At 64.7% G+C, this 24,733-nt stretch carries 24 protein-coding genes and 1 pseudogene; 13 read left to right on the top strand and 12 right to left on the bottom strand.

Annotated features, from left to right (window positions below):
- Window positions 1-41: 41 nt before the first annotated feature.
- Complete coding sequence (locus tag ABIA42_RS26795) at window positions 42-965, bottom strand: LysR family transcriptional regulator (protein WP_028178742.1); 924 nt, start codon at window positions 963-965, stop codon at window positions 42-44.
- Between the two features lie 4 nt (window positions 966-969).
- The gene (trxB, locus tag ABIA42_RS26790; protein ID WP_370119486.1) at window positions 970-1,935 is read right to left on the bottom strand and encodes a thioredoxin-disulfide reductase; all 966 of its coding nucleotides are present in this window, start codon (window positions 1,933-1,935) and stop codon (window positions 970-972) included.
- A gap of 266 nt (window positions 1,936-2,201) precedes the next feature.
- Between trxB and ABIA42_RS26785 the strand changes: the two genes are divergently transcribed.
- Entirely contained in the window at window positions 2,202-2,681 is a 480-nt protein-coding gene (locus ABIA42_RS26785) for an Lrp/AsnC family transcriptional regulator (RefSeq protein ID WP_028178740.1), read from the top strand.
- A 259-nt stretch (window positions 2,682-2,940) separates the two neighbouring features.
- Here ABIA42_RS26785 and greA read toward each other — a convergent pair whose 3' ends face one another.
- From greA to ABIA42_RS26770, 3 genes are all read right to left on the bottom strand, one after another.
- On the bottom strand, window positions 2,941-3,414 hold the full coding sequence (greA, locus tag ABIA42_RS26780) for a transcription elongation factor GreA (protein WP_027563740.1): 474 nt from the start codon (window positions 3,412-3,414) through the stop codon (window positions 2,941-2,943).
- Between the two features lie 214 nt (window positions 3,415-3,628).
- Window positions 3,629-7,093 (bottom strand): carbamoyl-phosphate synthase large subunit, encoded by a 3,465-nt coding sequence (gene carB / locus ABIA42_RS26775; RefSeq protein ID WP_370119491.1) that lies wholly within the window; start codon window positions 7,091-7,093, stop codon window positions 3,629-3,631.
- Window positions 7,094-7,235: 142 nt separating this feature from the next.
- The gene (locus ABIA42_RS26770) at window positions 7,236-8,405 is read right to left on the bottom strand and encodes an MFS transporter (RefSeq protein WP_370119494.1); all 1,170 of its coding nucleotides are present in this window, start codon (window positions 8,403-8,405) and stop codon (window positions 7,236-7,238) included.
- Window positions 8,406-8,513: 108 nt separating this feature from the next.
- Here ABIA42_RS26770 and ABIA42_RS26765 point away from each other — a divergent pair, with 108 nt between their 5' ends.
- Window positions 8,514-8,885 (top strand): helix-turn-helix transcriptional regulator, encoded by a 372-nt coding sequence (locus ABIA42_RS26765; protein WP_271532164.1) that lies wholly within the window; start codon window positions 8,514-8,516, stop codon window positions 8,883-8,885.
- Window positions 8,886-9,124: 239 nt separating this feature from the next.
- Here ABIA42_RS26765 and ABIA42_RS26760 read toward each other — a convergent pair whose 3' ends face one another.
- Entirely contained in the window at window positions 9,125-9,826 is a 702-nt protein-coding gene (locus ABIA42_RS26760) for a class I SAM-dependent methyltransferase (protein ID WP_271532166.1), read from the bottom strand.
- 114 nt (window positions 9,827-9,940) lie between these two features.
- On the opposite strand from ABIA42_RS26760, the gene ABIA42_RS26755 reads away from it, so the two are divergent.
- Entirely contained in the window at window positions 9,941-10,462 is a 522-nt protein-coding gene (locus tag ABIA42_RS26755; RefSeq protein WP_271532168.1) for a Dps family protein, read from the top strand.
- A 106-nt stretch (window positions 10,463-10,568) separates the two neighbouring features.
- On the opposite strand, the gene ABIA42_RS26750 is transcribed toward ABIA42_RS26755, so the two are convergent.
- On the bottom strand, window positions 10,569-11,090 hold the full coding sequence (locus ABIA42_RS26750) for a hypothetical protein (RefSeq protein WP_370119498.1): 522 nt from the start codon (window positions 11,088-11,090) through the stop codon (window positions 10,569-10,571).
- A gap of 138 nt (window positions 11,091-11,228) precedes the next feature.
- Between ABIA42_RS26750 and ABIA42_RS26745 the strand changes: the two genes are divergently transcribed.
- The gene (locus tag ABIA42_RS26745) at window positions 11,229-11,444 is read left to right on the top strand and encodes a hypothetical protein (RefSeq protein ID WP_024340377.1); all 216 of its coding nucleotides are present in this window, start codon (window positions 11,229-11,231) and stop codon (window positions 11,442-11,444) included.
- 46 nt (window positions 11,445-11,490) lie between these two features.
- Here ABIA42_RS26745 and carA read toward each other — a convergent pair whose 3' ends face one another.
- Window positions 11,491-12,681 carry a glutamine-hydrolyzing carbamoyl-phosphate synthase small subunit gene (gene carA, locus ABIA42_RS26740; protein WP_370119500.1) on the bottom strand — a complete coding sequence of 397 codons (1,191 nt, stop codon included), beginning with the start codon at window positions 12,679-12,681 and terminating at the stop codon, window positions 11,491-11,493.
- A 165-nt stretch (window positions 12,682-12,846) separates the two neighbouring features.
- Between carA and ABIA42_RS26735 the strand changes: the two genes are divergently transcribed.
- From ABIA42_RS26735 to ABIA42_RS26705, 7 genes and pseudogenes are all read left to right on the top strand, one after another.
- Window positions 12,847-13,539 (top strand): alpha/beta fold hydrolase, encoded by a 693-nt coding sequence (locus ABIA42_RS26735; RefSeq protein WP_370157199.1) that lies wholly within the window; start codon window positions 12,847-12,849, stop codon window positions 13,537-13,539.
- A gap of 51 nt (window positions 13,540-13,590) precedes the next feature.
- Window positions 13,591-14,046, top strand: coding sequence for a GatB/YqeY domain-containing protein (locus ABIA42_RS26730; protein ID WP_370119505.1), 456 nt, complete (start codon window positions 13,591-13,593; stop codon window positions 14,044-14,046).
- A gap of 126 nt (window positions 14,047-14,172) precedes the next feature.
- Window positions 14,173-15,310 (top strand): annotated as a pseudogene (locus ABIA42_RS26725) (epoxide hydrolase family protein).
- A 189-nt stretch (window positions 15,311-15,499) separates the two neighbouring features.
- Window positions 15,500-17,110 (top strand): AMP-binding protein, encoded by a 1,611-nt coding sequence (locus ABIA42_RS26720; protein WP_370119511.1) that lies wholly within the window; start codon window positions 15,500-15,502, stop codon window positions 17,108-17,110.
- Window positions 17,111-17,119: 9 nt separating this feature from the next.
- Entirely contained in the window at window positions 17,120-17,587 is a 468-nt protein-coding gene (locus tag ABIA42_RS26715) for a MarR family winged helix-turn-helix transcriptional regulator (protein WP_370119514.1), read from the top strand.
- A 74-nt stretch (window positions 17,588-17,661) separates the two neighbouring features.
- Window positions 17,662-18,030 carry a nuclear transport factor 2 family protein gene (locus ABIA42_RS26710; protein WP_370119516.1) on the top strand — a complete coding sequence of 123 codons (369 nt, stop codon included), beginning with the start codon at window positions 17,662-17,664 and terminating at the stop codon, window positions 18,028-18,030.
- A gap of 2 nt (window positions 18,031-18,032) precedes the next feature.
- Window positions 18,033-18,476: a hypothetical protein gene (locus tag ABIA42_RS26705; protein WP_028178727.1), complete on the top strand. Its 444-nt coding sequence runs from the start codon at window positions 18,033-18,035 to the stop codon at window positions 18,474-18,476.
- A 1-nt stretch (window position 18,477) separates the two neighbouring features.
- Here the strand turns inward: ABIA42_RS26705 and ABIA42_RS26700 are convergent, their stop codons facing one another.
- Window positions 18,478-20,709, bottom strand: a complete 2,232-nt coding sequence (locus ABIA42_RS26700) for an ATP-binding protein (RefSeq protein ID WP_370119519.1) — start codon at window positions 20,707-20,709, stop codon at window positions 18,478-18,480.
- 238 nt (window positions 20,710-20,947) lie between these two features.
- Between ABIA42_RS26700 and ABIA42_RS26695 the strand changes: the two genes are divergently transcribed.
- Entirely contained in the window at window positions 20,948-21,721 is a 774-nt protein-coding gene (locus tag ABIA42_RS26695; RefSeq protein WP_271532189.1) for a DUF2189 domain-containing protein, read from the top strand.
- Window positions 21,722-22,228: 507 nt separating this feature from the next.
- Here ABIA42_RS26695 and ABIA42_RS26690 read toward each other — a convergent pair.
- Together ABIA42_RS26690 and ABIA42_RS26685 are read right to left on the bottom strand one after the other, a co-directional pair.
- Window positions 22,229-22,741 (bottom strand): SRPBCC family protein, encoded by a 513-nt coding sequence (locus ABIA42_RS26690; RefSeq protein WP_370119522.1) that lies wholly within the window; start codon window positions 22,739-22,741, stop codon window positions 22,229-22,231.
- Window positions 22,742-22,769: 28 nt separating this feature from the next.
- The gene (locus ABIA42_RS26685) at window positions 22,770-23,084 is read right to left on the bottom strand and encodes an ArsR/SmtB family transcription factor (RefSeq protein ID WP_370123901.1); all 315 of its coding nucleotides are present in this window, start codon (window positions 23,082-23,084) and stop codon (window positions 22,770-22,772) included.
- A gap of 149 nt (window positions 23,085-23,233) precedes the next feature.
- Between ABIA42_RS26685 and ABIA42_RS26680 the strand changes: the two genes are divergently transcribed.
- Window positions 23,234-23,854, top strand: coding sequence for a LysE family translocator (locus ABIA42_RS26680; RefSeq protein WP_199751509.1), 621 nt, complete (start codon window positions 23,234-23,236; stop codon window positions 23,852-23,854).
- A 3-nt stretch (window positions 23,855-23,857) separates the two neighbouring features.
- On the opposite strand, the gene ABIA42_RS26675 is transcribed toward ABIA42_RS26680, so the two are convergent.
- On the bottom strand, window positions 23,858-24,661 hold the full coding sequence (locus ABIA42_RS26675) for an N-formylglutamate amidohydrolase (protein WP_370119525.1): 804 nt from the start codon (window positions 24,659-24,661) through the stop codon (window positions 23,858-23,860).
- Between the last annotated feature and the right edge of the window lie 72 nt (window positions 24,662-24,733).

The following is a 24,733-nucleotide window of genomic DNA, read 5'->3' as shown; positions in this document are numbered from 1 at the left end:
CATGCAGCAACAGCCGAGGCCGCATGTCAGTCATGCGGAAATCAGGACGGCCAGCGCTGCGCCTTGCTCACCACGAAGTCGCGGAACACCTGCACGCGCGCGACCGTCTTCAACTCCTCGGGATAGACGAAGTAGGTGTCGAGCTGGATCGAATCCGACTCGCCGAACAGCTGCACGAGTTTGTTCTGTTCCTCGACGAGATAGTCCGGCAGCGCGGCGATGCCGAGGCCCTGCTGACAGGCGCGCACGAGTCCGAGGATGTTGTTGACCTTGAAATAGGCTTCGCGCGGGCCCGAGCCGTTGCGTCCGGCTTCGATTAGCCAATTGCGGTTCTGAAGATGCGGCGCGAAGCTGCCGTCGCTGAGCGTGATGATGCGATGGGAGTCGAGCTCCTCCAGCGTGCGCGGCGTGCCGAAGCGCTTGATGTATTCCGGCGAGCAATAGGCGTGGAAGCCCATCGCGAACAGCTTGCGCTGGATCAGGTCCGGCTGCGTCGGCTTGCGGGTGCGGATCGCGACGTCGGCCTCGCGCATCGACAGATCGAGCTCCTCGTCGGTGACGATCAGCGAGATGCGGATCTCCGGATAGAGCGCGGTGAACTCGCCGAGCCGCGGGATCAGCCAGTTGATGCCGACGCCGGGCGTGGTCGTGATCTTGAGATCGCCGCTCGGCCGCTCGCGGCTGTCCGTCAGCTTGGCGCGCGCCGCCTGCAGCTGCATGAACACGTCATGCGCGGTGCGGAAGAGCAGGTCGCCCTGCTCGGTGAGGATCAGGCCGCGGGCGTGGCGGTGGAACAGCGAGACCGAGAGCTCCTGCTCCAGCGCCGAGACCTGGCGCGACACCGCCGATTGCGACAGGCCGAGCTGCTCGCCCGCATGCGTGAAGCTGCCCGCTTCCGCCGCCGCGTGAAACACCTTCAGCTTGTCCCAATCCATATCCGTAAATCCGTCGCGTGTTCGAGGCATGATGTTATTCCGCTGCCGCGCGCTCGCTGGCGCGAAGGGCCAAGAAACGTTCGGCTTCGAGTGCGGCCATGCAGCCGAGGCCTGCGGCCGTCACGGCCTGGCGATAGGTCTCGTCGGCGACGTCGCCGGCGGCGAACAGGCCGGGCACCGAGGTGGCGGTCGAGTTCGGGGCGACCTCGACATAGCCCGACGGTTTCAGCTTGACCTGATCCTTGACGAGCTCCGTCGCCGGCGCGTGGCCGATGGCGATGAAGACGCCGTCCGCCTTCACGTCCGTGAGCGCGCCGGTCTTGACGTTCTTGAGCCGGACATGGGTGACCTTGTTCGGGTTCTCGGTGCCGCAGATCTCGTCGACGGCCGAGTCCCAGATCACCCTGATCTTCGGGTGGTTGAACAGGCGTTCCTGCAGGATGCGCTCGGCGCGGAAGTGATCGCGACGATGCACGATGGTGACCTGCGAGGCATGATTGGTGAGGTACAGGGCTTCCTCGACCGCGGTGTTGCCGCCGCCGACCACGATCACGTCCTTGCCCCGGTAGAAGAAGCCGTCGCAGGTGGCGCAGGCCGATACGCCGCCGCCCTGGAACTTCGCTTCGGACGGCAGCCCGAGCCAGCGCGCTTGCGCGCCTGTGGCGAGGATCACGGTGTCGGCGAGATAGACGTCGCCGCTGTCGCAGGTGAGGCGGAACGGCCGCTGCGTCGTCTCAAGCCTGGTGACCAGGTCGGTGACGATCCTGGTGCCGACATGGACCGCCTGCTTCTCCATCTGCTCCATCAGCCAGGGGCCCTGGATCACGTCGGCGAAGCCCGGATAATTCTCGACGTCGGTGGTGATGGTGAGCTGCCCGCCGGGCTGGATGCCCTGGATCAGGATCGGCTCGAGCATCGCCCGCGCGGCATAGATCGCCGCCGTGTAGCCAGCAGGGCCGGAGCCGATAATGACGACCTTTGCATGAACAGGAGCGGACATTTCGATGGACGCCTTTCACGGGGGATTTGCAGCGCGGGCGCGGAAGGTGCCGGGAGGCCTCGCGGAGGCGCTGAAATATCAGAGCTAATCTAAGCCTTCTGGTGAGCTATGCAAGAATTGCATTCCCTCTCGGCGGATTTTTCCAACAGGGAACAAAAGTCGATTGCGTTGCACGCGCAATAAAATTGCGCTGCCTGTGCCGACTGGGCTATGAGGATTTCGACAAACCATCCAATACCGCTGCAAAGGGCAGGAGTTCCAATCACGTGTCGCGGAACCTAGACGAGATCGACCTGAAGATTCTCACCGAGATTCAGGCCGACGGTCGAATCACGAATGTCGAGCTGGCCAAGCGCGTCGGCATCTCGCCGCCCCCCTGCCTGCGCCGTGTCCGGGCGCTGGAGGAGGAGGGCTACATCCACGGCTATCGGGGCCTGCTCGACGCCCGCAAACTCGGCTTCGACGTCACCGTGTTCGCGGCCGTGCACCTGTCCAGCCAGGCCGAGGCGGATTTGCGCGCATTCGAGGATTTCGTCCGCGCCGAGCCCCTGGTGCGGGAATGCTGGATGCTGTCGGGCGAGGTCGATTTCATCCTCAAATGCGTCGCGCCCGATATGGCGACTTTCCAGGATTTCGTCACGCACCTGACTGCCGCGCCACATGTCCGCAACGTGCGGACCTCGCTGGTGCTGCACAATTCGAAATACGAGGCGGCCGTGCCGCTGGATGTGAAGGGAAGAAGGTAGGGCCCCGATCTCGTGCCCCGGACGCAGCGCAGCGCTCCTTCAGCGATGCGCTGCAGAGCTGGGGCCCATCTTACCGCGTGTACCCGTGCTGCCTTCTGGGGCCGGCTCTGCGCCGCAACGCCAAGGGCGCTGGAGCGCGTCGGGGACACGAGAGATGCTGCCGCTCCACATTCCGTCTTAACGAGCAACACGCAGATACGAAAAAGGCCGCGCGGGGCGCGGCCTTTTCGAAACATCGTCGCACGCAGGCGGCAAATCCTTACCGCCACTCCACCTTGGTGATCTCATAGGCCTTGGCGCCGCCGGGCGTGTTGACCTCGACCGAGGCGCCTTTCTTCTTGCCGATCAGCGCGCGCGCGAGCGGCGAGGTGATGGAGATGCGGCCCTTCTTGGCGTCGGCCTCGACCTCGCCGACGATCTGCCACACCGTCTTCTTCTCGGTGTCCTCGTCGACCAGCGTCACAGTGGCGCCGAACTTGATGGTGTCGCCGGAGAGCTTGGAAATGTCGATGATGTCGGCGCGCGCGAGCTTGTCCTCGAGCTCGGCGATGCGGCCTTCATTGTGGGACTGCTCTTCCTTCGCGGCATGATATTCCGCGTTTTCCGACAGGTCTCCGTGCGAGCGCGCCTCCGCGATATGCTCGATGATCCGCGGACGATCCACGGACTGGCGCTGCTTCAATTCTTCCCCGAGCGCGACAAAGCCGGCCTGGGTCATCGGAACCTTTTCCATCGTCTCTCTCGTCCTTCGATCGTGCGCCCCAAACGCGGATGGGCGCCGCAACCTTGATTCGTCAGTGTTTCCGGAGCCCAACGCAGGGACTGCCGGACGTTGACAGATATGGGCTTTTAGCGCCGGAACAGAACCACCACCTGGCCGGACAGTTCCTCCGGCCATTGTGGCTTCATCGCCAATCACTTAGCAGCGGCTTCGCCGGAGCTAGCGATCAGGTTTCCGAAAAGTAGCTCTGCAGGGTACGAACCTCAAGGTCCCCGCCCAAATAGGCGCGGATGCCCTGCGCGGCCGCCACGGCCCCGGAAAGAGTGGTGTAATACGGCACTTTATGCAAGAGGGCCGCGCGCCGCAGCGAACGGCTGTCGGCCAGCGCCTGCGGGCCTTCGGTGGTGTTGAAGACGAGCTGGACGTCCCCGTTGGTGATGGCGTCGACGATGTGCGGCCGCCCCTCCAGCACCTTGTTCACCTTTTCGGTCGGGATGCCCTGGTCGGTCAGGAAGCGCTGGGTGCCCGAGGTCGCCAGCACCTTGAAGCCGAGCGAGTGCAATTCGCGAACGGCCTCGGCGATGCGCGTCTTGTCGCTTTCGCGCACCGAGACGAACACCGTGCCCTTGCGCGGCACCCGCGTGCCGCCGCCGAGCTGGCTCTTGGCGAAGGCCACCGCAAACGAACGGTCGATGCCCATGACCTCGCCGGTCGAGCGCATCTCGGGGCCGAGCACCGTGTCGACGCCGGGGAAACGCGCGAACGGGAAGACCGATTCCTTGACGCCGACGTGCTTGAGCCTGGCCTTCTTCAGCCTGAAATCGGCGAGCTTCTCGCCCGCCATGATGCGCGCGGCGATCTTGGCGACCGGCGTGCCGACCACCTTGGCGACGAACGGCACCGTGCGTGAAGCGCGCGGATTGACCTCGAGCACGTAGATCTCGCCGTCCTTGATGGCATATTGGACGTTCATCAGGCCGATGACGTCGAGGCCGAGCGCGAGCTCGCGGGTCTGGCGCTCCAGCTCCTCGATCATCTTCGCATCGAGCGAGTGCGGCGGCAGCGAGCAGGCGCTGTCGCCGGAATGGATGCCGGCTTCCTCGATGTGCTCCATGATGCCGACGATGAAAGTGTCCTTGCCGTCGCAGAGGCAATCGACGTCGATCTCGGTCGCGTCCGACAGATAGCGATCGAACAGCAGCGGGTTCTTGCCGAGCACGGTGTTGATCTGCCCGGTCTTGTCGTTCGGATAGCGCGCCTTGACGTCGGCCGGCACCAGCTCCGGCAGCGTGCCGAGCAGATAGTCGTTGAGCTGGTTCTCCTCGCGGATGATCTGCATGGCGCGGCCGCCGAGCACGTAGGACGGGCGGACCACCAGCGGCAGGCCGAGGTCGGCGGAGACGAGCCTCGCCTGCTCGACCGAATAGGCGATGCCATTCTTCGGCTGCTTGAGACGAAGCTTGTCGAGCACGCGCTTGAAGCGGTCGCGGTCCTCCGCAAGGTCGATGGCGTCCGGCGAGGTGCCGAGGATCGGCACTTCGGCGGCCTCCAGCGCGCGCGCCAGCTTCAGCGGCGTCTGGCCGCCGAACTGCACGATCACGCCGTGCAGCGTGCCCTTGCTGCGCTCCTTCGCGATGATCTCCAGCACGTCCTCGGCGGTGAGCGGCTCGAAATAGAGCCGGTCGGCGGTGTCGTAATCGGTCGACACCGTCTCCGGGTTGCAGTTGACCATGATGGATTCGTAGCCGGCGTCATGCAGCGCGAAGCAGGCGTGACAGCAGCAATAGTCGAACTCGATGCCTTGGCCGATGCGGTTGGGGCCGCCGCCGAGAATGATGACCTTCTTCTTGTCGGACGGCGCGCTCTCGTCCGCCGGCGCGCCCGCAAACGGCGCCTCATAGGTCGAATACATGTAGGCGGTGGGGGAGGCGAATTCGGCCGCGCAGGTGTCGATGCGCTTGTAGACGGGGCGAACGCCGAGCGCGTGCCGCTTTGCCGTCACCTCCGCTTCCGTCGTCTCTGCGAGCACGGCGAGGCGTGCATCGGAGAAGCCCATGGCCTTGAGCGTGCGCATGCCGAAAGCGTTGCCCGGCAGGCCGTTCTTGCGGACCCTCTCCTCCATGTCGACGATGCCGCGCATCTCGCCGAGGAACCACGGATCGATCTTGCAGGACTTGAAGACGTCCTCGTTCGACCAGCCGAGCCGCATGGCCTGGGCGACCTGGAGCAGCCGGTTCGGCGTCGGCGTGCCGAGCGCGGCGCGGATCGCGTTCTTGTCGTCGTCGCGGCCGAGGCCCTCGATCTCGATCTCGTCGAGGCCGGTCAACCCGGTCTCGAGCCCGCGCAGCGCCTTTTGCAGGCTTTCCTGGAAGGTGCGCCCGATCGCCATGACTTCGCCGACCGACTTCATCGACGTGGTCAGCGTGGTCGAGGCGCCCGGGAATTTCTCGAAGGCGAAGCGCGGCACCTTGGTGACGACGTAGTCGATGGTCGGCTCGAACGAGGCGGGCGTGGCGCCGCCGGTGATGTCGTTGGCGATCTCGTCCAGGGTGTAGCCGACGGCGAGCTTGGCCGCGACCTTGGCGATCGGAAAACCGGTGGCCTTCGAGGCCAGCGCTGAGGAGCGCGACACGCGCGGATTCATCTCGATGACGACCATGCGACCGTCTTCGGGATTGACGCCGAACTGCACGTTGGAGCCGCCGGTCTCGACGCCGATCTCGCGCAGCACCGCCAGCGAGGCGTCGCGCATGATCTGGTATTCCTTGTCGGTCAGCGTCAGCGCCGGCGCCACCGTGATGGAATCGCCGGTGTGCACGCCCATCGGATCGAGGTTCTCGATCGAGCAGACGATGATGCAATTGTCGTTCTTGTCGCGCACCACCTCCATCTCGTACTCTTTCCAGCCGAGCACGGATTCTTCGATCAGCACTTCGTTGGTGGGAGACGCATCGAGGCCGCGTTCGATGATGTCGAGGAACTCTTCCTTGTTGTAGGCGATGCCGCCACCGGTGCCGCCCATGGTGAAGGAGGGGCGGATGATCGCGGGCAGGCCGATCTCGGACAGCGCCATCATCGCCTGTCCGAGCGCATATTCCTGATAACGCTTGCGCCGGTCGCCTTCGCCGAGAGTCCATTGCCGGTCGAGCTCTTCGAGCGCCGCGCCCGACAGCTTCTCGCGTTCGGCGTGGTATTTGTCGCGGAACGACTTCTTCAGCTCGGACGCGTTGGCGAGCCGCGACTTCGGCGTCTGCAGCCCGATCTTCTCCATGGCATTGCGGAACAGCTGGCGGTCTTCGGCCTTGTCGATCGCGTCGGCGGTGGCGCCGATCATCTCGACGTCGAACTTCTCCAGTGTGCCCTGGCGGCGCAGCGACAGCGCGCAGTTCAGCGCGGTCTGTCCGCCCATGGTCGGCAGCAGCGCGAAGCCGCCGGGAATGACGTGACGTTCCTTCTCGATGATCTTGGCGACGATCTCGGGCGTGATCGGCTCGATATAGGTCGCATCGGCCAATTCCGGATCGGTCATGATGGTGGCCGGGTTGGAATTGACGAGGACGATGCGATAGCCCTCTTCCTTCAGCGTCTTCACCGCCTGGGTGCCCGAATAGTCGAACTCGCAGGCCTGGCCGATCACGATGGGACCGGCGCCGATGATCAGGATGGTGGTGATGTCTGTACGTTTGGGCATCAACTCTCGCCGAAGTGGAATTTTGGCACAAAAAAAGGGCGCGCTGCTGCGCGTCCCTTTGGCCGAGAGCGCGGTGGTCTCCCTCGCGCGCGGGTGGGTCTTAGACCAGTTTTAGAGGCGGCGAAACCCCGAAAAATGCCCATCAACCGGCAATTTTGACGGGTTTGGGCCGGGCTTGCCAGCCACGGGCGAGGTGCACCAGGAGCGAGGCCGCAACGCTCGTTCCGCCGATCCAGCCGAGGTCGGTCGATGAGAGGGTCGCCAGCACCGCGCCGCCCAGTGCTCCGCCGATGGCGAAGCCGAGATACATCGACGAGGCGTTGAGCGAGAGCGCAATCATCGAAGCCTGCGGCTCGATCCGGATGATGCTCGCGAGCTGGGCCGGATAGAACGCCCATCCCGAGAGGCCCCAGAGGAAGATCGCGCCCAGCACCGCGTAATGCGCCTGTCCCGGCATCAGCTTCAGGATCAGCGAATGCAGGATCAGGGCACCCGCCATGCCGGCGAGCCCGAGGCCTGCGGTGGCGAGCGTGCCGAGCCGGTCGGCCAGGACGCCGCCAAGCATGTTCCCGATCGCCGCCGCGCTGCCGAACACCAGCAGAGCGAGGCTGACCTGCGAGGCATCGAAACCGAGCCCGCGCAGCGGGACCGCGAAATAGGTGAAGACAGTGAAGCCGCCCAGCGCCCACAACATGGTGATCAGGAGCGCGACCAGAACGTGGCTGTGGCGCGCCACCGCCAGCCGTTCGCTGAGCGAGGCCGTATTGCGGGGCAAGCCCTTGGGCAGGCCGAGCAGCAGGCCGGCGAGCGCGACCGCGCCGATCAGGGCGACCATGGCAAAGGTCGCGCGCCACCCGAGCAGGCTGCCGACGAGATTGCCGAGGGGAACGCCGATCACGGTCGCGACCGTCATCCCCGAGGTGACCAGCGCCACCGCGCGGCCGCGGCGCTCGGGCGCGGCGACCGCCACGGACACGGCCATTGCCGTCGGCATGCAAAGCCCCGAGCCCAATGCCATCAGCATCCGCGAGGCCAGCAGCAGGACGTAGTTGGATGCGACCATCGCCGCGAGGTTGCCGGCGATGAACGTCGCCAGCGCCAGGGCCAGCACGGTGCGGCGGTCGATGTTGTTCAGCGCCACCGCGAGGATCGGCGAGCCCACGGCATAGGTGAGGGCGTAGGCGGTGACCAATTGGCCCGCGGCCGAGACCGAAATCGAAAGGTCGGTGGCGATTGCCGGCAAAAGTCCTGCAATGACAAAGCCTTCAGTGCCGATCGCAAAGGCTGCGAGGGCCAGCCAGAACACGCTCATTGGGAAAGTCTCATGTTCAACGTTTATTGAACTATTCGACGTCGTGGTCCAGGAGTCAATTGGTTCAAGAACTATTGAACATAACGGCCGCTTCGCTATGATCGGGACATGAGCCGTACACCTCTTCATCCGACCCGGGAGCAGATCGAGCTGCCGATGGTGCTGGATTGCCTGAGCGATCCGATCCGGCTCGCCATCGTTTACCAGCTCGCCGAGCAAGAACGTGTCAGCAGCGAGCTCTGTTGTGGCGATTTCAGCGGGCTGGGTGGCAAGTCCAACCTCGCCTATCACTTCGCCAAGCTGCGCGAATGCGGGCTGATGCAGACGCGCCTGGCCGGAACCAACCGGTTCATGCGCCTGCGCCGCGAGGATCTGGACGCGCGTTTCCCCGGCCTGCTTGACGCCGTGATCAGCTCCGCAGCCAGGGATGCGGACCGGCTTCAGCTGTTGTCTGGGTGTAACGTGGTAAAGGTGGATTGAGGCTGAGCGGATTGCCGACACAGGCCCGGCTTCGCCCCTTCGGGCTTCGCCGCGGCAGCCTTCGCTACGAGAGGGCTTGCCGAGCCGAAGCTGCGTCAGCAGCGAAGGCTGGAGACCCGGCCTGGATTTGAACCAGGATGAAGAGCGATGCACCGCCCCCGCGTAGACACTTCCGCCACCGGGCCATCCGGATTATTCCCGATCGGCATGCGACAAGCTACCACGGCTGGTTTTTATGCTTAACGGACCAGAGGCGGCCGCGCGATGAAGGTCATGCGCCAGCGATTGTGGCCGATATTGCTGCGGGCGCGCTGGACCGCGAATCCGGCCGCCTTCAGCCTGGCGGTGATCTCGTTCTCGCTGTAGCGCTGGAGCCCGATGCGCGAGCGCAGCTGGCGATAATCCGACAGCGCGGTGCTGATCAGCCCGATCAGCGCGTCTTTCAGGAAGCCATGGCGCAGGGCGAAGCCGAGCAGCGCCATCACGTCCCTGACCATGCCGACATTGGGCTGGAGAATGTCGCCGAGCACCAGCTTGCCGGAGGGCTTCAGGATACGGCGGATGTTGAGGAGGGCGACATCGAGCTCCTCCGGCGTCATGTATTGCGCGACCGAGTTCATCACGACGAGGTCGATCGACTGGTCCTGCATCTTGCGGATATCGTCGAGCGAGCGGACGCGGATCTTGGTGTTCGGGGCAAACCGCGCGATCAGCCGCCCACGCACACCCGGCGCGGGCTCGGCCAGGATCAGCTTGCCGCAGGCGGCCGCGACCTCGCTCGCCGACAGTGCTTCCCCACAGGCATAGTCCAGCACCGTCGCATCGGGCGAGGGGATGTAGCCGATGATATCCCGCGCAATGATCTGGAAATGCAGGTCGCGATGCAGCTTGCTGACATAGATCGTATGCGTCGAGTCGTAATAATCGATCCAATCGTCCATGCTATTCGAAGATCCCGGCCAAGCGGTTCCGATGGAGGAACCGGCGCTGCCCGCCTTGCGTTAGGGGTGCGACGGCGCGCCGTCAATGTCCGCGTCCTAACAGGAAGGTCTCCCGTGAGCAAAACCAGCAAGGTCTCGCCCGATCTCGATACCCCTACTGATCTGTCGTCCGATGGGGTCAAGAAGGTCTCGGAGGCGCTCAACGTGCTTCTGGCCGACGCGTTCGCGCTTTACCTCAAAACCAAGAATTTCCACTGGCACATCAGCGGCCGGCATTTCCGCGACTACCATCTGCTGCTCGACGAGCAGTCCGACCAGATCTTCGCCACCACCGACCAGCTCGCCGAGCGCGTCCGCAAGATCGGCGGTACCACGCTGAAGTCGATCGGCCAGGTCGCAAAGCTCCAGACCATCAAGGACAACAACGAGGACTACGTCCCGCCGCGCGAGATGCTGCGCGAGCTGATGCAGGACAACAAGCACGTCGCCGCCGCGATGCGCAAGGCGCATGAGGTCTGCGACGAGGCCGGTGACGTCGCCAGCGCCAGCATCCTCGAAAACTTCATCGACGAGACCGAGCGCCGCACCTGGTTCCTGTTCGAGGCGACCCGGCAGGAAGGTACCAACGAGGCGTAGCAGGGATGTGTCGGGCGGGTTAGCCGACGGCGTAACCCACCACGTCTGTCTGGGCGGAATGGAAGAGGTGGATTACGCTTTCCACCTTACGGCACCGCGCCCGCAGCTACCGCCACAGCCGCATCAGCGCCCCGTCCTTGCCCGTCACGGGATCGGCGGGCGGCAGTGCCACGTTTGGAATCGTCTTCAGCGCCCTGGCGTGGTTCTCGGGCGTCGCCCGCGTGATCTCCATCTTCGATCCCGGCGGGTAAGCGCCGATCACGCAGAAATCATCGCTCGCCTTGATGCACTGATGCCCGGTGCCGGCCGGCAGGATCGCGACGTCGCCGGCCTTGATCTGAAGCTCCTGGCCATGATCGCCGCCGAAACGGACGCTTGCACTGCCACGCGCGACGCCGAGCACTTCGTGCACCGTCGCGTGATAATGCAGATAGTCGTAGACGCCGTTCCGCCACGTCCCGCCCCAGCCATTGCGCTCGAACAGGTCTTCGATGGTCTCTTCCGGATGCTTCGGATCAAGCTTCACCGCGCCCTGGTAGACGAGGAACGGAAGGATGTTGTTCGGCACGAGGCCATCGTCTTCGAAAACGATGGCGAGCGGCTCGGCATTGTCGCGGACGACGGACATGGAGACTCCCACTGGCAACGGGCTGGAATCAAGAGGGCGCAAGCCCTCTTGTTCCTCGCGACACTCCGGCTTGACCGAGATCAAGGCGCTGGCGGCCATTGGCGGGCACGCAGATCAAAGCGAAGGAGAGGGAACGCCATGTACGCATCCGACGTTGCGCAGCGTCATTTCTCGGCGGCCGTCGACGAGGCGGAGACAGCCGGCCTCGGGCACGAAGCGGTCTGCCGGGCATTGCTCAATTTGGTGATTTCGAAATATCTGGAGACGAGGTCGGTCGCCGACATCCAGGCGGAGCTGCGCTTCATCGCCGAGAACTGCGATCCCGACACGGACTTCATGTTCATGCGTCCGTGACGGAGCCGGGCCTCGGCGGACTGATCCGCCGGGCGGTCTTGTCGCCTTACGCGCTCTTTCTCTGCCGCATCAGGTCGGCAAAGCGCTTGAACAGATAGTGCGAGTCGCGCGGGCCCGGTGAGGCCTCGGGATGGTACTGCACCGAGAACACCGGCTTGCCATCGAGCTGGATGCCGCAGTTGGACCCATCAAACAAGGAAATGTGGGTCTGCGTCGCGCCCTTCGGCAGCGTCGTCTCGTCGACGGCAAAACCGTGATTCATCGAGGTGATCTCGACCTTGCCGGTGGTCTCGTCCTTGACGGGATGATTGGCGCCATGATGGCCCTGGTGCATCTTCTTCGTCTTGGCGCCGACGGCGAGGCCCAGCATCTGGTGGCCGAGGCAGATGCCGAAGGTCGGCGTGCCCGACTTGATCACGTCCTGGATCACGGGCACGGCATACTTCCCGGTCGCGGCCGGATCGCCCGGACCATTGGACAGGAACACGCCGTCCGGCTTCATCGCCAGAATGTCCTCGGCGGAGGTCGTTGCCGGCACCACCGTCACCTTGCAGCCGACCCCGGCGAGCAGGCGCAAGATGTTGCGCTTGATGCCGTAGTCGATCGCGACGACGTTGAATTCCGGCTTCTCCTGGCGGCCGAAGCCTTTGTCCCACAGCCACGGCGTCTCGTCCCAGGTGAAGCGCTGGCCGGAGGTGACCAGCGGCACGAGGTCCATGCCCTCGAGGCCCGGCCATTCGCGCGCTTCTTCCTTCAGGCCGTGCAGGTCGAACTCACCGGTCCTGGAATGCGCGATCACGGCGTTGGGCATGCCCTTGGAGCGGATCAACGCGGTCAGCGCGCGGGTGTCGATGCCGGAGAGACCGATGATGCCGCGCGCCTTCAGCCAGCCGTCGAGATGCTTGGTGGCGCGGTAGTTCGAGGGATCGGTGATCGCGGTGCGCAGGATCACGCCGCGCGCGCCCGGCGTCGCCGCCATGTTCACCGTCTCGATGTCGTCCTCGTTGGTGCCGACATTGCCGATATGCGGGAAGGTGAAGGTGATGAGCTGTCCGGCATAGGAAGGATCGGTGAGGATCTCTTCATAGCCGGTCATCGCGGTGTTGAAGCAGACTTCACCGACGGCGTGGCCTTCGGCGCCGAGACCGAAGCCCTCGAGCACCGTGCCGTCGGCAAGCACGAGGAGCGCGGTCGGTTTATGGTCCGGCCAGGCGGTATCGTTGTCATGTTGTGTCATGAGCCCGCTTCATAGTCCCCGCAGGCGCCGCCGTCAAAGCGGAGAACCGCCGATTCACATGCGTTTTTGCATATTTGACAGCCTGTCTCGGGCACTTAAGCTCGGCGGCACAATTTCCGGCAATTTCCTGGGCTTGCGAGGCAATAATGGACCAGACCCACCCCGATTCTGCTGGTTCCGGGGCTGGCCTCCTCGGCCCGGATCTACGCCCCGGTGATCCCGCCACTATGGCGGTTTGGCCCCGTGATGATTGCCAACCACATCCGCGACGACAGCATCGCGGCGATCGCCCGCCGCATCCTCGCCGAGGCACCGCCGCGCTTCGCCCTCGCCGGCCATTCCATGGGCGGCTACATCGCCTTCGAGATCATGCGCCAGGCGGGCGAGCGCGTGACCAGGCTCGCGCTGATCAACACGCAGGCGCGGCCCGACACGCCGGAGGCAACCACGCGCCGGCACGCCCAGATGGAGCGCGCCAGGCGCGGCGAGCTCCGCACCGTCCGCCAGGAGAGTTTTCCGGAGCTCGTGCATCCGTCGCGGCGCGATGATGCCGATATTCTCGCGCTCGTGCATGCGCAGGACGAGGACGTCGGCGTCGAAGGCTATCTGCGGCAGCAGACCGCGATCATCGCACGGGTGGATTCGCGCCCGACGCTTTCAGCCATCAAGTGTCCGACTCTGGTGCTGACGGGTGATACCGACAATACCATCCCGAATTCGCTCTCCAAGGAGATGGCCGAGGGCATCGCCGGCGCCAGGCTCGTGATCCTCGATCGCTGCGGGCACCTGCCGCAAGCCGAACAGCCGGAAGCGACAGTGCGGGCGCTCGCCGAATGGCTCGGAACCGAGGTTGTCTGAAGGCCACGAACGGCCTAGATCAGGCGTCGGATATTCGAAGGGATCACGATCATGCTGCGCGACGACATCAACAATGCGGTCAAGGAGGCCATGAAGGCCAAGGACGAGCGCAAGCTGTCCACGCTACGCATGGTCAACTCGACCATCAAGAATGCCGACATCGATGCCCGCGGCAGCGGCAACCCGCCGTTGTCGGACGCCGACATTCTCGCCGTGCTGCAGAAGATGATCAAGCAGCGCCACGAGGCGGTCGAGCTCTACGACAAGGGCGGCCGCGCCGAGCTTGCCGCGCAGGAGCGCGAGGAGATCGCGGTGATCTCGGCCTACCTGCCGAAGCAGATGTCGGAGGATGACGTGAAGAAGGCGATCGCGGACGCGATCGCCGAGACCGGCGCCGCCGGCATGAAGGACATGGGCAAGGTGATCGCCGCGCTGCGCGCGAAGTACGCGGGACAGATGGATTTCGGCAAGGCCAGCGGCTTGGTGAAGGCGGCGCTGTCGGGCTAAGTCGTCATTCCGGGGCACGCGTAGCGTGAACCCGGAATCCATCGCGCTGCTGAGTCCGTTGCTTAATGGATTCCGGGCTCGCGCTACGGCGCCCCGGAATGACAAGAAGAACAAGGGAGGCAACCGATGACCGCCATCAAACCGTTCCGCATCGCCATCAGCGACGACACCCTTATCGATCTCAAGTCACGCCTCGCTCGCACGCGCTGGCCGGATGCCGAGCTCGTCGACGACTGGAGCCAGGGCGCGCCGCTGCGATGGATCCAGGAGATCTGCACCTACTGGGCCAACGATTACGACTGGCGCGCCCGCGAGGCAAAACTTAATCGCTTCGAGCAGTTCACCACCGAGATCGACGGGCTCGACATCCATTTCATCCATGTGCGCTCGAAGGAGCCTTCCGCTCTGCCGCTGATCATCACCCATGGCTGGCCGGGCTCGATCGTCGAGTTCCAGAAGGTGATCGCGCCGCTCACCGATCCCGTCGCGCATGGCGGCAATCCTGCCGATGCCTTCCACGTGATCTGTCCCTCGCTGCCGGGCTTCGGGTTCTCGGCCAAGCCGAAGACCACCGGCTGGGGCGTCGACCGCATCGCCGCGGCCTGGGCGAAGCTGATGGACCGGCTCGGCTATGCGCGTTACGGCGCGCAAGGCGGCGACTGGGGTTCGGCGGTGACGACCTCGCTCGGCGCACAGGATGCCGAGCATTGCGCCGGCATCCACATCACGCTCGCCTTCAATGCGGCGCCCAAGGTCGAGGGCGAGCCGACGGCGGAGGAGAAGCGCGCTCTCGCGCGGCCTCAAGCACTATGTCGATCTCGATTCCGGCTACTCCAAGCAGCAGTCGACGCGCCCGCAGACGCTCGGCTATGGCCTCGCGGATTCACCGAGCGGGCAGGCGGCCTGGATCCTGGAAAAATTCTGGGCCTGGACCGACTGCAACGGGCATCCTGAGAACATTTTCAGCAAGGACGAGCTGCTCGACAACGTCATGCTCTATTGGGTAACGGAGACGGCGACCTCCTCGGCGCGGCTCTATTGGGAGAGTTTTGGCCATCGCCGCACCAAGCCCGTAGTGAAGGTGCCGACGGGAGTCGCGGTGTTTCCCAAGGAGATCATCACGCCGGTGCGGCGCTGGATGGAGCCGAACTTCCCGGACATCACCCACTGGAGCGAGATGGAGAAGGGCGGTCATTTCGCCGCCTTCGAGCAGCCGGAGCTGTTTGTGCGCGATGTCAGGAAGTTCTTCGCGACGGTGCGATAGCTCTCTCGCTGTCATTCCGGGGCGACGCGCCAGCGTCGAGCCCGGAATCCATCAGGCGGCGTTTCCTGTGGCCCGATGGATTCCGGGCCGCCCTGCAGGCGCCCTGGAATGACGTCGCGGGGCTTGTCCCGTGCGTTCGCGGCCCTAGACTGACGAGAACAACAAGATACCGGGAAACGATTCAAGCCCATGCTCACCGAAGCAAAGACCTATGACGAGCTCTATCGCAATTTTCGCTGGGACATCCCCGCGCGCTTCAACATTGCGGAAGCGTGCTGCGATCGCCATGCCGACGGCACGGGGCGGCTTGCGCTGATCTATGTCGACGAGAGCGGCGCCACCAGCCGCACCTCCTTCGACGAGATCGCCGAGATGTCGCGCCGCTTCGCCAATGTGCTGAAGGCGGACGGGCTTTCCCGTGGCGACCGCGTCGCGGTGTTTCTGTCGCAGTCCCGGGAATTGCCGATCGCGCATATGGCGGCGTTCCGCTCCGGCATGATCTCGATCCCGTTGTTTGCGCTGTTCGGAGAGGACGCGCTGGAATTCCGCCTGTCGAATTCGGAGGCGAAAGCCATCGTCACCGACGAGGGGGGCTGGGAGAAGCTCGCAAAAATTCGCGATCGTCTGCCCGACCTGAAGACGATCTATGTGGTCGGCGGGCGCGCGCCGGCGGGGACGACGTCGTTCTGGGATGCGGTCAAGGCCGCATCGGCCGACTTCGCGCGGATCGACACCTCGTGCGATGATCCCGCGCTGATCATCTACACCTCGGGCACGACGGGCAATCCGAAGGGGGCGCTGCATGCGCACCGCGTCGTGCTTGGCCATCTGCCGAACGTGGAGATGTGTCACAACTTCCTGCCGCGCCCGGGCGATCTCATGTGGACGCCGGCGGACTGGGCCTGGATCGGCGGGCTCATCAACGGCCTGTTCGCGTTCTGGTATCACGGCATTCCCCTCGTCGGTCACCGCGCACGCAAATTCGAGCCGCAGGCGGCGATGCAGATGATGGCCGATCTTTCCGTGCGCAACGTCTTCCTGCCGCCGACCGCGCTGAAGCTGATGCGGCAGGCCGGCGTGAAGCACTCCGGCGTCAAGCTGCGCAGCATCTTTACGGGGGGCGAGTCGCTGGGCGGCGAATTGCTCGGCTGGGTGCGCGAGACGTTCGGCATCGACGCGCATGAAGTGTTCGGCCAGACCGAGTGCAATCTCGTGATCGGCAGCAACTCGAACCTGTTTCCGATCCGCCCCGGTTCGATGGGCAAGGCGACGCCCGGCTTCGATGTCCGCATCGTCAACGACAAGGGCGTGGAGCAGCCGCGCGGTCAGCGTGGCATCATCGGCGTGCGCCAGCCGTGTCCCGTCACCATGCTCGAATATTGGCGCAATCCGGAGGCGACGGCGAAGAAACATGCCGGCGAGTTCCTGCTGACTGGCGATCTCGGCGTGCAGGACGAGGACGGCTATTTCTGGTACGTCAGCCGTGAGGACGACGTGATAACCACTGCCGGCTATCGCGTCGGCCCGTCCGAGATCGAGCACACGCTGATGAAGCATCCGTCGGTGGCGATGGCAGCCGTCGTCGGCATCCCCGATCCGATCCGCACCGAATCGATCAAGGCCTGGATCGTGCTGCGGCCCGGCTTTGCCGGCAGCGATGCGCTCGCGCGCGAGATCCAGGAGTTCGTCAAGGTGCAGCTCGCAGCCCACGAATATCCGCGCTTCGTCGAGTTTGCTGAGACGCTGCCGATGACGGCGACGGGCAAGGTGCTGCGGCGCGAGCTGCGGGCGAGAGGCTAGCTTCCTGCCATGGCAAAGGCGCCTCAAGCCGCGGGACTCCACCGCGCTTCACTCGGCAAGCTGCACGAGCTCGATGCGGCGCTCGAGCTCATGTATTACGGCTGGCGCGGGATGACGCTGGAGGCCGACGCATATCTTGCGAAGCAGGGCCTGTCGCGTCCGCACCATCGTATCCTCTACGTGGTGGCGCGCCGGCCCGACATCGCGATCGGCGCGCTGATCGAGATCCTCGGCATTTCCAAGCAAGCCCTCAACCGGCCGCTCAATCTGCTGGTGGAGCGCAAGCTCGTGACATCGAAGCGTTCGCCCGAGCAGCACCGCTCGAAATTGCTGCGCCTGACGGAAGCGGGGCGGCGCATCGAGCAGCGGGCCTCCGACCACGAGCGCAAGGTGCTGCGCGAGGCGTTCGATCGCGTGGGGGCGTCGGGTGCGGCCGGCTGGATGGGCGTGATGGAGGCGATCGCCGACAACAACTGACGGAATTCTCAAGTCAATATGGTTGACATGAAGCGCGGGCTTTGCCACCTTCCCTGCCGGGGAGGATCCGTGTCATGAGCGGACAGGCAATGAGCCGCGCGACTGCCGAAGGCTTTGTCGCGGCATGGTGCGCGAATTGGTGCAGGGTCGACATCGACGCGGTCGTCGCGCATTTCGCCGACGATGCGCGGATGCGCAGCCCTCTCGCTCTCACACTGACGGGTTCTCCTGTCGTCACCGGCGCCGAGAACATCCGTGCCTACTGGCGGAAGGCCTATGGCCATGTCGAGCGCGCCGACCTGAAGATCCTGAGCTGGAGCTGGGACGAGGCGATCGCGCGCCTCACGGTGTGGTGGCAGCTGGGCGACACGCGCGCCAGCGAATTCATGGATTTCGACGATGCCGGCCGCGTCGTACGCAGCGAAGCCTTCTATGGAAAATGACGATGCACGTTTCTGATTTCGTTCTGCTTCTCAACACGCTCTGGTTCGTCGGCGCTTTCATCCAGTTCAGCATCGCGCAAGCGAACACGTTGAAGATCCTGCTGCCGCGGGAAGAGCGCAGCAATCCGATCGCGCCGACCCTGGCGGCCAGCGTGGCGTTCCTGGGCGGGATGAATCTGCCGATCGGGCTGCTGTCGCTCTATCTTCTGGCCGCCCGTCCGTCCTTCTTCCAGCCGAGCGAAGCGCAGCTCGCGCTGTTCCTGTTCTTCGCCGCCTGCCATTTCAGCCAGTTCGCCTATAACGTTCCGGTGCTGATGCGCGGCGGCCGCGTCGGGGTGGCCTACTGGCCCGTGTTGAAGGGCCCGATGCTCCGGATCTTCGTCATCGACGCGGTCCTGTTCGCGGCCAATCTCGGCGTGGCGCTCCAGCTCGCGATCGGCTCCTGATCTACCGCGACGGCTCCGAGAGGGCGGCCCGCAGCATCGCAGCAAGATCCTTGCGCCGGAACGGCTTGGTCAGAATGCGGGCGTCGCCGATCTGGTCGGGCGTCCTGACGGGACTCTGGCTGTAGCCGGAGGTGAAGAGAACCTTGAGACCAGGCCGCAGGCCGGTTGCCTGCCTCGCCAGCTCCGGTCCGAACACGCCGCCGGGCATCACGACATCAGTGAATAGCAACTGGATGTCTCCGGGCTGGCGCAGCACATCCAGCGCCGCCGGCCCGTTCGATGTCGCGATGACGCGATAGCCGAGCGTCTTCAGCTCGTTCTCGACATAGGCTCGCACCATGTCGTCGTCCTCAACGACGAGAATCGTCTCGTAGCCGTCGGGTGCGATGACCTGCTCTGCCGGCAGCGGTTCCTCATTCGGCGGCGTCGCGAGGCGGGGAAAGAACAGCCTGACGACGCTGCCTTGACCCGGTTCGGATTGCATTTGCACAAGTCCGCCGGATTGTCGCACAAACCCGTAGACCATGCTGAGGCCGAGACCGGTCCCCTTGCCGACCTCCTTGGTGGTGAAGAACGGTTCGAACGCGCGCCCCAACACCTCGCGGCTCATGCCGGTCCCCGTATCCTTCACGGCCAGCATGACGTAGTCGCCCGGCCGCGGCTCGCCGTTGACGTCGAGGTCGGATTCACCGAGCGAGATGTTTCGCACCTCGACCATCAGCTTGCCGCCGTCGGGCATCGCATCGCGCGCGTTGAGCACGAGGTTGAGCACGGCCGTGGCCAATTGGCTGGGATCGACGCTGGCGAGCCATAGATCCGGCGCGAGCGTGAAGCTGCAGTCGATGTGCTCGCCCAGGGTCCGCCGCAGAAGCTGTTTCATGCCGGTCACCTGCTCCGCGATGTCGATCTCTCGCGGTCGCAGCGGCTGCTTGCGTGCGAAGGCGAGCAGGCTCCGCGTCAGGTCGGAACCGCGCTCGGCGGCGGTCGCAATGTCGTCAGCGATCCGCTGCAATTCCTTGTTGCCCGCGAGCCTGTGGGCGAGGTGCTCCGAGTTGCCGAGAATGACGGTCAGGAGATTGTTGAAATCGTGCGCCACGCCGCCGGTGAGCTGGCCCATGGCTTCCATCTTCTGGGATTGGCTGAGCTTGTGGCTGAGATCCGCGATGGCGGCGCGCTGCTGCTCGAGCGATTCGGCCGTGCTGTTGAGCAGGCTCATCAATCCGCCGAGTTCGCCGCCCGGGTGGGGCTCCGGAATGCGCGCGCTGAGATCGCCACGCCCGAGACTCTTGGCCATGGCGGCGAGCCGTCCGACCTGGCGCCCGACGCTTACGGTCGCAAGGATCCAGACACCGGCGAGCAACAGAAGCGAAGCCACCGCAAGGATTGCCATGTCCTCCAACAGCCGGCGATTGGCCGCCGCCACCAGTCCGTCCTTGGATCGTCCGACCAGGATGGTGAGGCCGGCCCTGCGGATCGAAGGTGAGCGGGCAACGGCCCAGATCTGTGTGCGGCCCTCGCGGTCGCTCACCTCGCGAAACGGCTCGCGATCGGGCGCTGCCGCAAAGCGGAACAGGTCGGAACCAGCAATGGATCCACCGACGGGCTCGCTCCAGCCGCCGCCCTTGGGGGCGACCAGCACCGTACCCTTGGCGTCGATCAGCAGGATGTCCTTCTCGGCGAGCAGCCGCTTGTCGTGAAATTCCGCGAACTTGTTGAGGTTGAAGGACGCGAGCAGCACGAATTTCAGCGCACCCGCCTCCGATCGCACGGGATAGGCGATCTGCAGCACCGATAGTCCGGTGAGCCGGCCGAACACCGGCTCCACTGCGACGACGCCATGAAGACCCTTCACCTGCTTGAAATAGCCGCGGTCGTTCAGGTCGAGCGCGCGGTTGGTCCGCAGCGAGTCGCAGAACAGACGGCCGTCGGGATCGATGGTCAGGATGCCCGTGAACTGCGGATATTCTTCGCGGACATCAGACAGAAATGCCGAGCACGCCGCCTTGTCGCGCGTGTCGAGATCGCGGGCACGGGCGAGCCCATAATGAAGCTGGGCGGTGCCCTTGATCTTCTCGTCCAAATCGCCCGCGATGTCGTCGGCGGATGCGACCAGATTGGCCAGCGCCGCGTCGATCTCACTGGCCCGGTTCTGCACAAAACGGAGCCCGACCAGGATCGCCGGCACGAGCATGGCCGCGATGACGAGGATCAGTAACCGGGTACGCAGGCTCATCGGTGGGCGATTGGCTCTCAGGCGAGGGGGCTCGGAGGTACAATTTGAGGCACGATCATCTGCCCCGTCCATGGTCATCGGCGCGAATATCGCACCAAAGGCTAAAGATTTCGCAGCGATCATTGTCGCGTCGCCGCTCTCTTCGCGCCGGCCGGCATCAAGTTGCGCCTCCGCGCGGCGGCGCTAATATCGCCGCAAGCGCGCAACGAATAATCGCGCCGGTTTGCGGAGGAAGCTGATGTCCATCTCGGGCAAGGTCGATCCGGTGGTGCGTCCCGTGGCGGCGACCGACATCGCCGAGGCGCTGGTCGAAGGCCTGCGCGACTTCCAGGCGCTGCCTCTTTACGGTCTCTGCTTCGGCGCGCTCTACGCCGCCGGCGGCATCGCCATCGTGCTCTGCCTCACCGCCTTCGGCATGGTCTATCTGGTCTATCCCCTTGCCGCGGGTTTTGCGCTGATCGGGCCGTTCGTGGCGATCGGCCTCTACGAAATCAGCCGCCGCCGCGAGCGCGGCGAGCCGGTCTCGTTCGGTGCGATCTGGTCGGCGATCCGTTCGCGCAGCGAGATCGGCTGGATGGCCTTCGTGACGCTGTTCGTGTTCGTGGTCTGGATGTACCAGGTGCGGCTCCTGATCGCGCTGCTGCTCGGCCTCAATGCCTCGTTCTCGAGCTTGCAGGAATTCATGACGGTGGTGCTGACGACCAACGAGGGCCTGCTGTTCCTTGGCATCGGCAACGCGGTCGGTGCCGTGCTGTCGTTGATCCTGTTCTCGCTGACCGTGGTGTCGTTCCCGCTGCTGCTCGATCGCGACGTTGATTTCGTCACGGCCATGGTGACGAGCGTACGTGCCGTCGTCGCGAGCCCGCTGCCGATGATCTCGTGGGCCGCGGTGATCGTGATGCTGCTGATCGTCTCGGCGCTGCCCTACTTTCTCGGGCTGATCGTGACGCTGCCGGTGCTTGGGCATGCGACCTGGCATCTCTACCGGCGGCTGGTGGCGCCGGTCGCCTGAGAGGGAGCCGGTCGCACCGGTCAGGCGCTCACCCGCGTGCGGGCGAGAAATCGATAGCTAATTGCCGTAAATGCGCGCACGGTGCGGCAACGTTCGAAAGGCCTGTCGCTTCCGCGTACACGTAGCTCCTCGACTGTGCGCGGGCGACCTGAGATGGCTCATTCCCCGCGCCGGCTGAGCGAGCACATCGCGACGCCATAGGGGCGGTCGTTTTGTGCATGGCCCGTTTCGGCGGGTGAACGGGCGCCAGCTGCATTGCCTGAAACGTCACCGCGGTTCGATTTGAGGTCGAACGCCAACCGAAAGCACCAGATGCAAGTTCTCTCTCCACGGCAGGTCAAGACAGAAGAAGCGCTCCGGCTCGGCGTTGAGTCGGGTTGGTACGCGATCAAGGTCAGCGGGACCTTTGTCTCGGGCCCGCACGATTCGGAAGCGGATTGCCGTCGCAAGATCGACGAGATCCACCCGCCGCTGAACAAGAAGCGATGAGGAGGCGGGGTCCGGCCGCTACGGTACCTTGATCCCCATCGCCTTCAATGCTTCCAGCATCTTTACTGGCGGCGACATCTTGATCTGCGGCGCCTTGCCCGTCTCCAGCAGGCTCTTCAGCCCCGACAGGATCGCGGGCCAACCGGTGCGGCCGCCTGAGAGGATGTCTTCGCTGAGTTGACGATCATGACGCTGGCTCAGGGTGAGGCGGACGGCCTCGCCGGCGGGCTCGATCTCGTAGGTGACGAGCGTGGTGCCGAGTTTCTCGACGAGGTCGGGCCAGTTGACGTTCCAGGTCACCGTCAGCTTCTTGGGCGGATCGTATTCGAATACTTTGCCCGAGATGTGCTCCGATCCGTCCGGCGCGCGCACGATGAACGTGCCGCCGAGCCTGGGCTCCATCTCCACCGCGAACCCGGAAAAGTACTCCCGGCTGAACTCGGCCGACGTCAGGGCCTGCCACACCTGCTCCGGCGTGGAGGCGATGTAGATTGTGTAGACTGTGAGCGGCTTGAACTGGTCGAGATCCATCGCGCATCAAATCCTTTGTTGAGCAGGCCTATTCCTCGCGCTTCTCCAACTGACGCTTCAATTCGCCGAGTGCAGCGAGCTTGCCGCGTTCGAATTTCTTGATCCAGCGTTCGCCGATCTGATGGATGGGCACGGGGTTGAGGTAGTGCAGCTTCTCGCGGCCATGTCTGATGGTCGTGACCAGATTGGCCTTCTCCAGAATGACAAGGTGCTTGGCAACGGCCTGACGCGTCATCGCGAGGCCCTCGCAGAGTTCGTTCAGTGTCTGGCCGTTCCTGGCGTGAAGCCTGTCCAGCAGCGACCGTCGCGACCCATCGGCGAGCGCTCTGAAGACTTCATCCATGGCTGCGCAAGATAGGCAACTGAATGGTTGCATGTCAAGATGCCGTTCTTGGCGCGCCTGATCGGCTGCGAGCGGGGTGAGGAACGAGCCAGCTTCCGTTCCCGCCTCCGCCATGCATTAATGCGCACAAACCGCAGCGAGTCCTTCCCATGATGTCCATGCAAGCCTATCTCGCCTTCGTCGCCGCCTGTATTGCGCTGGCGCTGCTGCCGGGGCCGATCGTCACCCTCGTCATCGCCAACGGGCTGCGCCACGGCACGCGCGCGGCGCTCACCAACGTCGCCGGCGCGCAAGCGGGCCTTGCCATCGTGATCGGCATCGTCGCGGTCGGCCTGACCTCGCTGATGGCAACCATGGGCTATTGGTTCGACTGGGTGCGCTTTGCCGGCGCCGCCTATCTGATCTGGCTCGGTATCAGGCTGATCTGGGCGCCGGTCGAGGGCGTCGATCTCGAGGCGCCGCCACCGCCGCCGCGCGGCGGCTTCTTCCTGCAGGGATTCCTGGTGCTGCTGTCGAACCCCAAGGTGCTGGTGTTCTTCGGCGCCTTCATTCCGCAGTTCATGGACATGAACCAGCCGCACTTTCCGCAAGTCGCGCTGCTGGGCGCCACCTTCATGGTGACGGCGGTAATGACCGATGCGCTCTATGCCATCGCCGCCGGCCGCGCCCGAAAATTCTTCTCGGCGCGCCGCACGCGGATGATGTCGCGCATCTCCGGCGGCTTCATGATCGGCGGCGGCATCTGGCTGGCGCTGACACGGGCGAAGTGAGCATCACGCCAATCCGTCCTTCCGCAGCGTTGCTGCGATCTCGCGCAGGATCCGCGCGAGCCGCTCGGCCCATTGCTGCTGGCCGGTCTCGTCGGTGATCAGGTCCTGGCGGATTTCGAGGCCGGTGTTGATCAGCCCGCGCGCCTCGCCGTGGACGGGGATGGTGTAGTCGGTCAGGTCGCTCACCGCATAAGGCTGGTTGTCGCCGACGACGAGGCCGCTCTCGCCCCGCAGGTGCTGCAGCATCAGCCGCGGCAGCACGGTGTCGCGGTGATAGAGCGTGCCGATGTGCCAGGGCCGCGGATCGCCGTGATAGACGGGCGTGAAGCTGTGCAACGCCACCAGCACCGTCGGCTTGCCCGCCCGCCCGCGCGCATCGATCGCCGCGCCGATCCGGCCGTGATAGGGATCGAAGATCTCGCGCCGGCGCATCTCCTTGGCCGCGGCCGATAGATCTTCATTGCCGGGGATCGCGGTCGCCTCGGAGGTCACAGGGATCGAGCTCGCGGCGTCCGGCGGGCGATTGCAGTCGATAACGAGGCGCGAATAGCGCTGCGCGATCAGATGCGCATCCAGCATGCGCGCGAGCCGCTCGGCGACACCGGCGATGCCGACGTCCCAGGCGATGTGCCTGACAAGCTCGCTATCCGCGAGGCCGAGATCGCCGAGCGCGCGCGGCAGCACCCGTCCGTAATGATCCGCGGTGAGCAGGAAGGGCGATGCGCCAGCCGCATTCACCTCATGCACGGGCGGAATGTCGCCCTCGCCGAGCAGTTGGTCGGTCGCCTCGGCTATGTCCAAAGCCATCCTGATTTGCCTATGGAAGAACAACGTGTGTAAACGGATTAACGGTATCGCGCCGTCCTCGCAACGTTGGAA

This window comes from Bradyrhizobium sp. USDA 327 (assembly GCF_041262065.1).
GTDB classification, from domain to species: Bacteria; Pseudomonadota; Alphaproteobacteria; order Rhizobiales; family Xanthobacteraceae; genus Bradyrhizobium; species Bradyrhizobium liaoningense.
The sequence above is the reverse complement of the archived record's forward strand: the minus strand, read 5'-3'. Positions and strand labels throughout refer to the sequence as shown.

Bases quoted from the DNA above. Each gene is read 5' to 3' on its own strand.
- ABIA42_RS26795 (WP_028178742.1), bottom strand. From the start codon at position 965: ATGCCTCGAACACGCGACGGATTTACGGATATGGATTGGGACAAGCTG.
- trxB (WP_370119486.1), bottom strand. From the start codon at position 1,935: ATGTCCGCTCCTGTTCATGCAAAGGTCGTCATTATCGGCTCCGGCCCT.
- greA (WP_027563740.1), bottom strand. From the start codon at position 3,414: ATGGAAAAGGTTCCGATGACCCAGGCCGGCTTTGTCGCGCTCGGGGAA.
- carB (WP_370119491.1), bottom strand. From the start codon at position 7,093: ATGCCCAAACGTACAGACATCACCACCATCCTGATCATCGGCGCCGGT.
- ABIA42_RS26770 (WP_370119494.1), bottom strand. From the start codon at position 8,405: ATGAGCGTGTTCTGGCTGGCCCTCGCAGCCTTTGCGATCGGCACTGAA.
- ABIA42_RS26765 (WP_271532164.1), top strand. From the start codon at position 8,514: ATGAGCCGTACACCTCTTCATCCGACCCGGGAGCAGATCGAGCTGCCG.
- ABIA42_RS26760 (WP_271532166.1), bottom strand. From the start codon at position 9,826: ATGGACGATTGGATCGATTATTACGACTCGACGCATACGATCTATGTC.
- ABIA42_RS26750 (WP_370119498.1), bottom strand. From the start codon at position 11,090: ATGTCCGTCGTCCGCGACAATGCCGAGCCGCTCGCCATCGTTTTCGAA.
- ABIA42_RS26745 (WP_024340377.1), top strand. From the start codon at position 11,229: ATGTACGCATCCGACGTTGCGCAGCGTCATTTCTCGGCGGCCGTCGAC.
- carA (WP_370119500.1), bottom strand. From the start codon at position 12,681: ATGACACAACATGACAACGATACCGCCTGGCCGGACCATAAACCGACC.
- ABIA42_RS26730 (WP_370119505.1), top strand. From the start codon at position 13,591: ATGCTGCGCGACGACATCAACAATGCGGTCAAGGAGGCCATGAAGGCC.
- ABIA42_RS26720 (WP_370119511.1), top strand. From the start codon at position 15,500: ATGCTCACCGAAGCAAAGACCTATGACGAGCTCTATCGCAATTTTCGC.
- ABIA42_RS26715 (WP_370119514.1), top strand. From the start codon at position 17,120: ATGGCAAAGGCGCCTCAAGCCGCGGGACTCCACCGCGCTTCACTCGGC.
- ABIA42_RS26710 (WP_370119516.1), top strand. From the start codon at position 17,662: ATGAGCGGACAGGCAATGAGCCGCGCGACTGCCGAAGGCTTTGTCGCG.
- ABIA42_RS26705 (WP_028178727.1), top strand. From the start codon at position 18,033: ATGCACGTTTCTGATTTCGTTCTGCTTCTCAACACGCTCTGGTTCGTC.
- ABIA42_RS26700 (WP_370119519.1), bottom strand. From the start codon at position 20,709: ATGAGCCTGCGTACCCGGTTACTGATCCTCGTCATCGCGGCCATGCTC.
- ABIA42_RS26695 (WP_271532189.1), top strand. From the start codon at position 20,948: ATGTCCATCTCGGGCAAGGTCGATCCGGTGGTGCGTCCCGTGGCGGCG.
- ABIA42_RS26690 (WP_370119522.1), bottom strand. From the start codon at position 22,741: ATGGATCTCGACCAGTTCAAGCCGCTCACAGTCTACACAATCTACATC.
- ABIA42_RS26685 (WP_370123901.1), bottom strand. From the start codon at position 23,084: ATGGATGAAGTCTTCAGAGCGCTCGCCGATGGGTCGCGACGGTCGCTG.
- ABIA42_RS26680 (WP_199751509.1), top strand. From the start codon at position 23,234: ATGATGTCCATGCAAGCCTATCTCGCCTTCGTCGCCGCCTGTATTGCG.
- ABIA42_RS26675 (WP_370119525.1), bottom strand. From the start codon at position 24,661: ATGGCTTTGGACATAGCCGAGGCGACCGACCAACTGCTCGGCGAGGGC.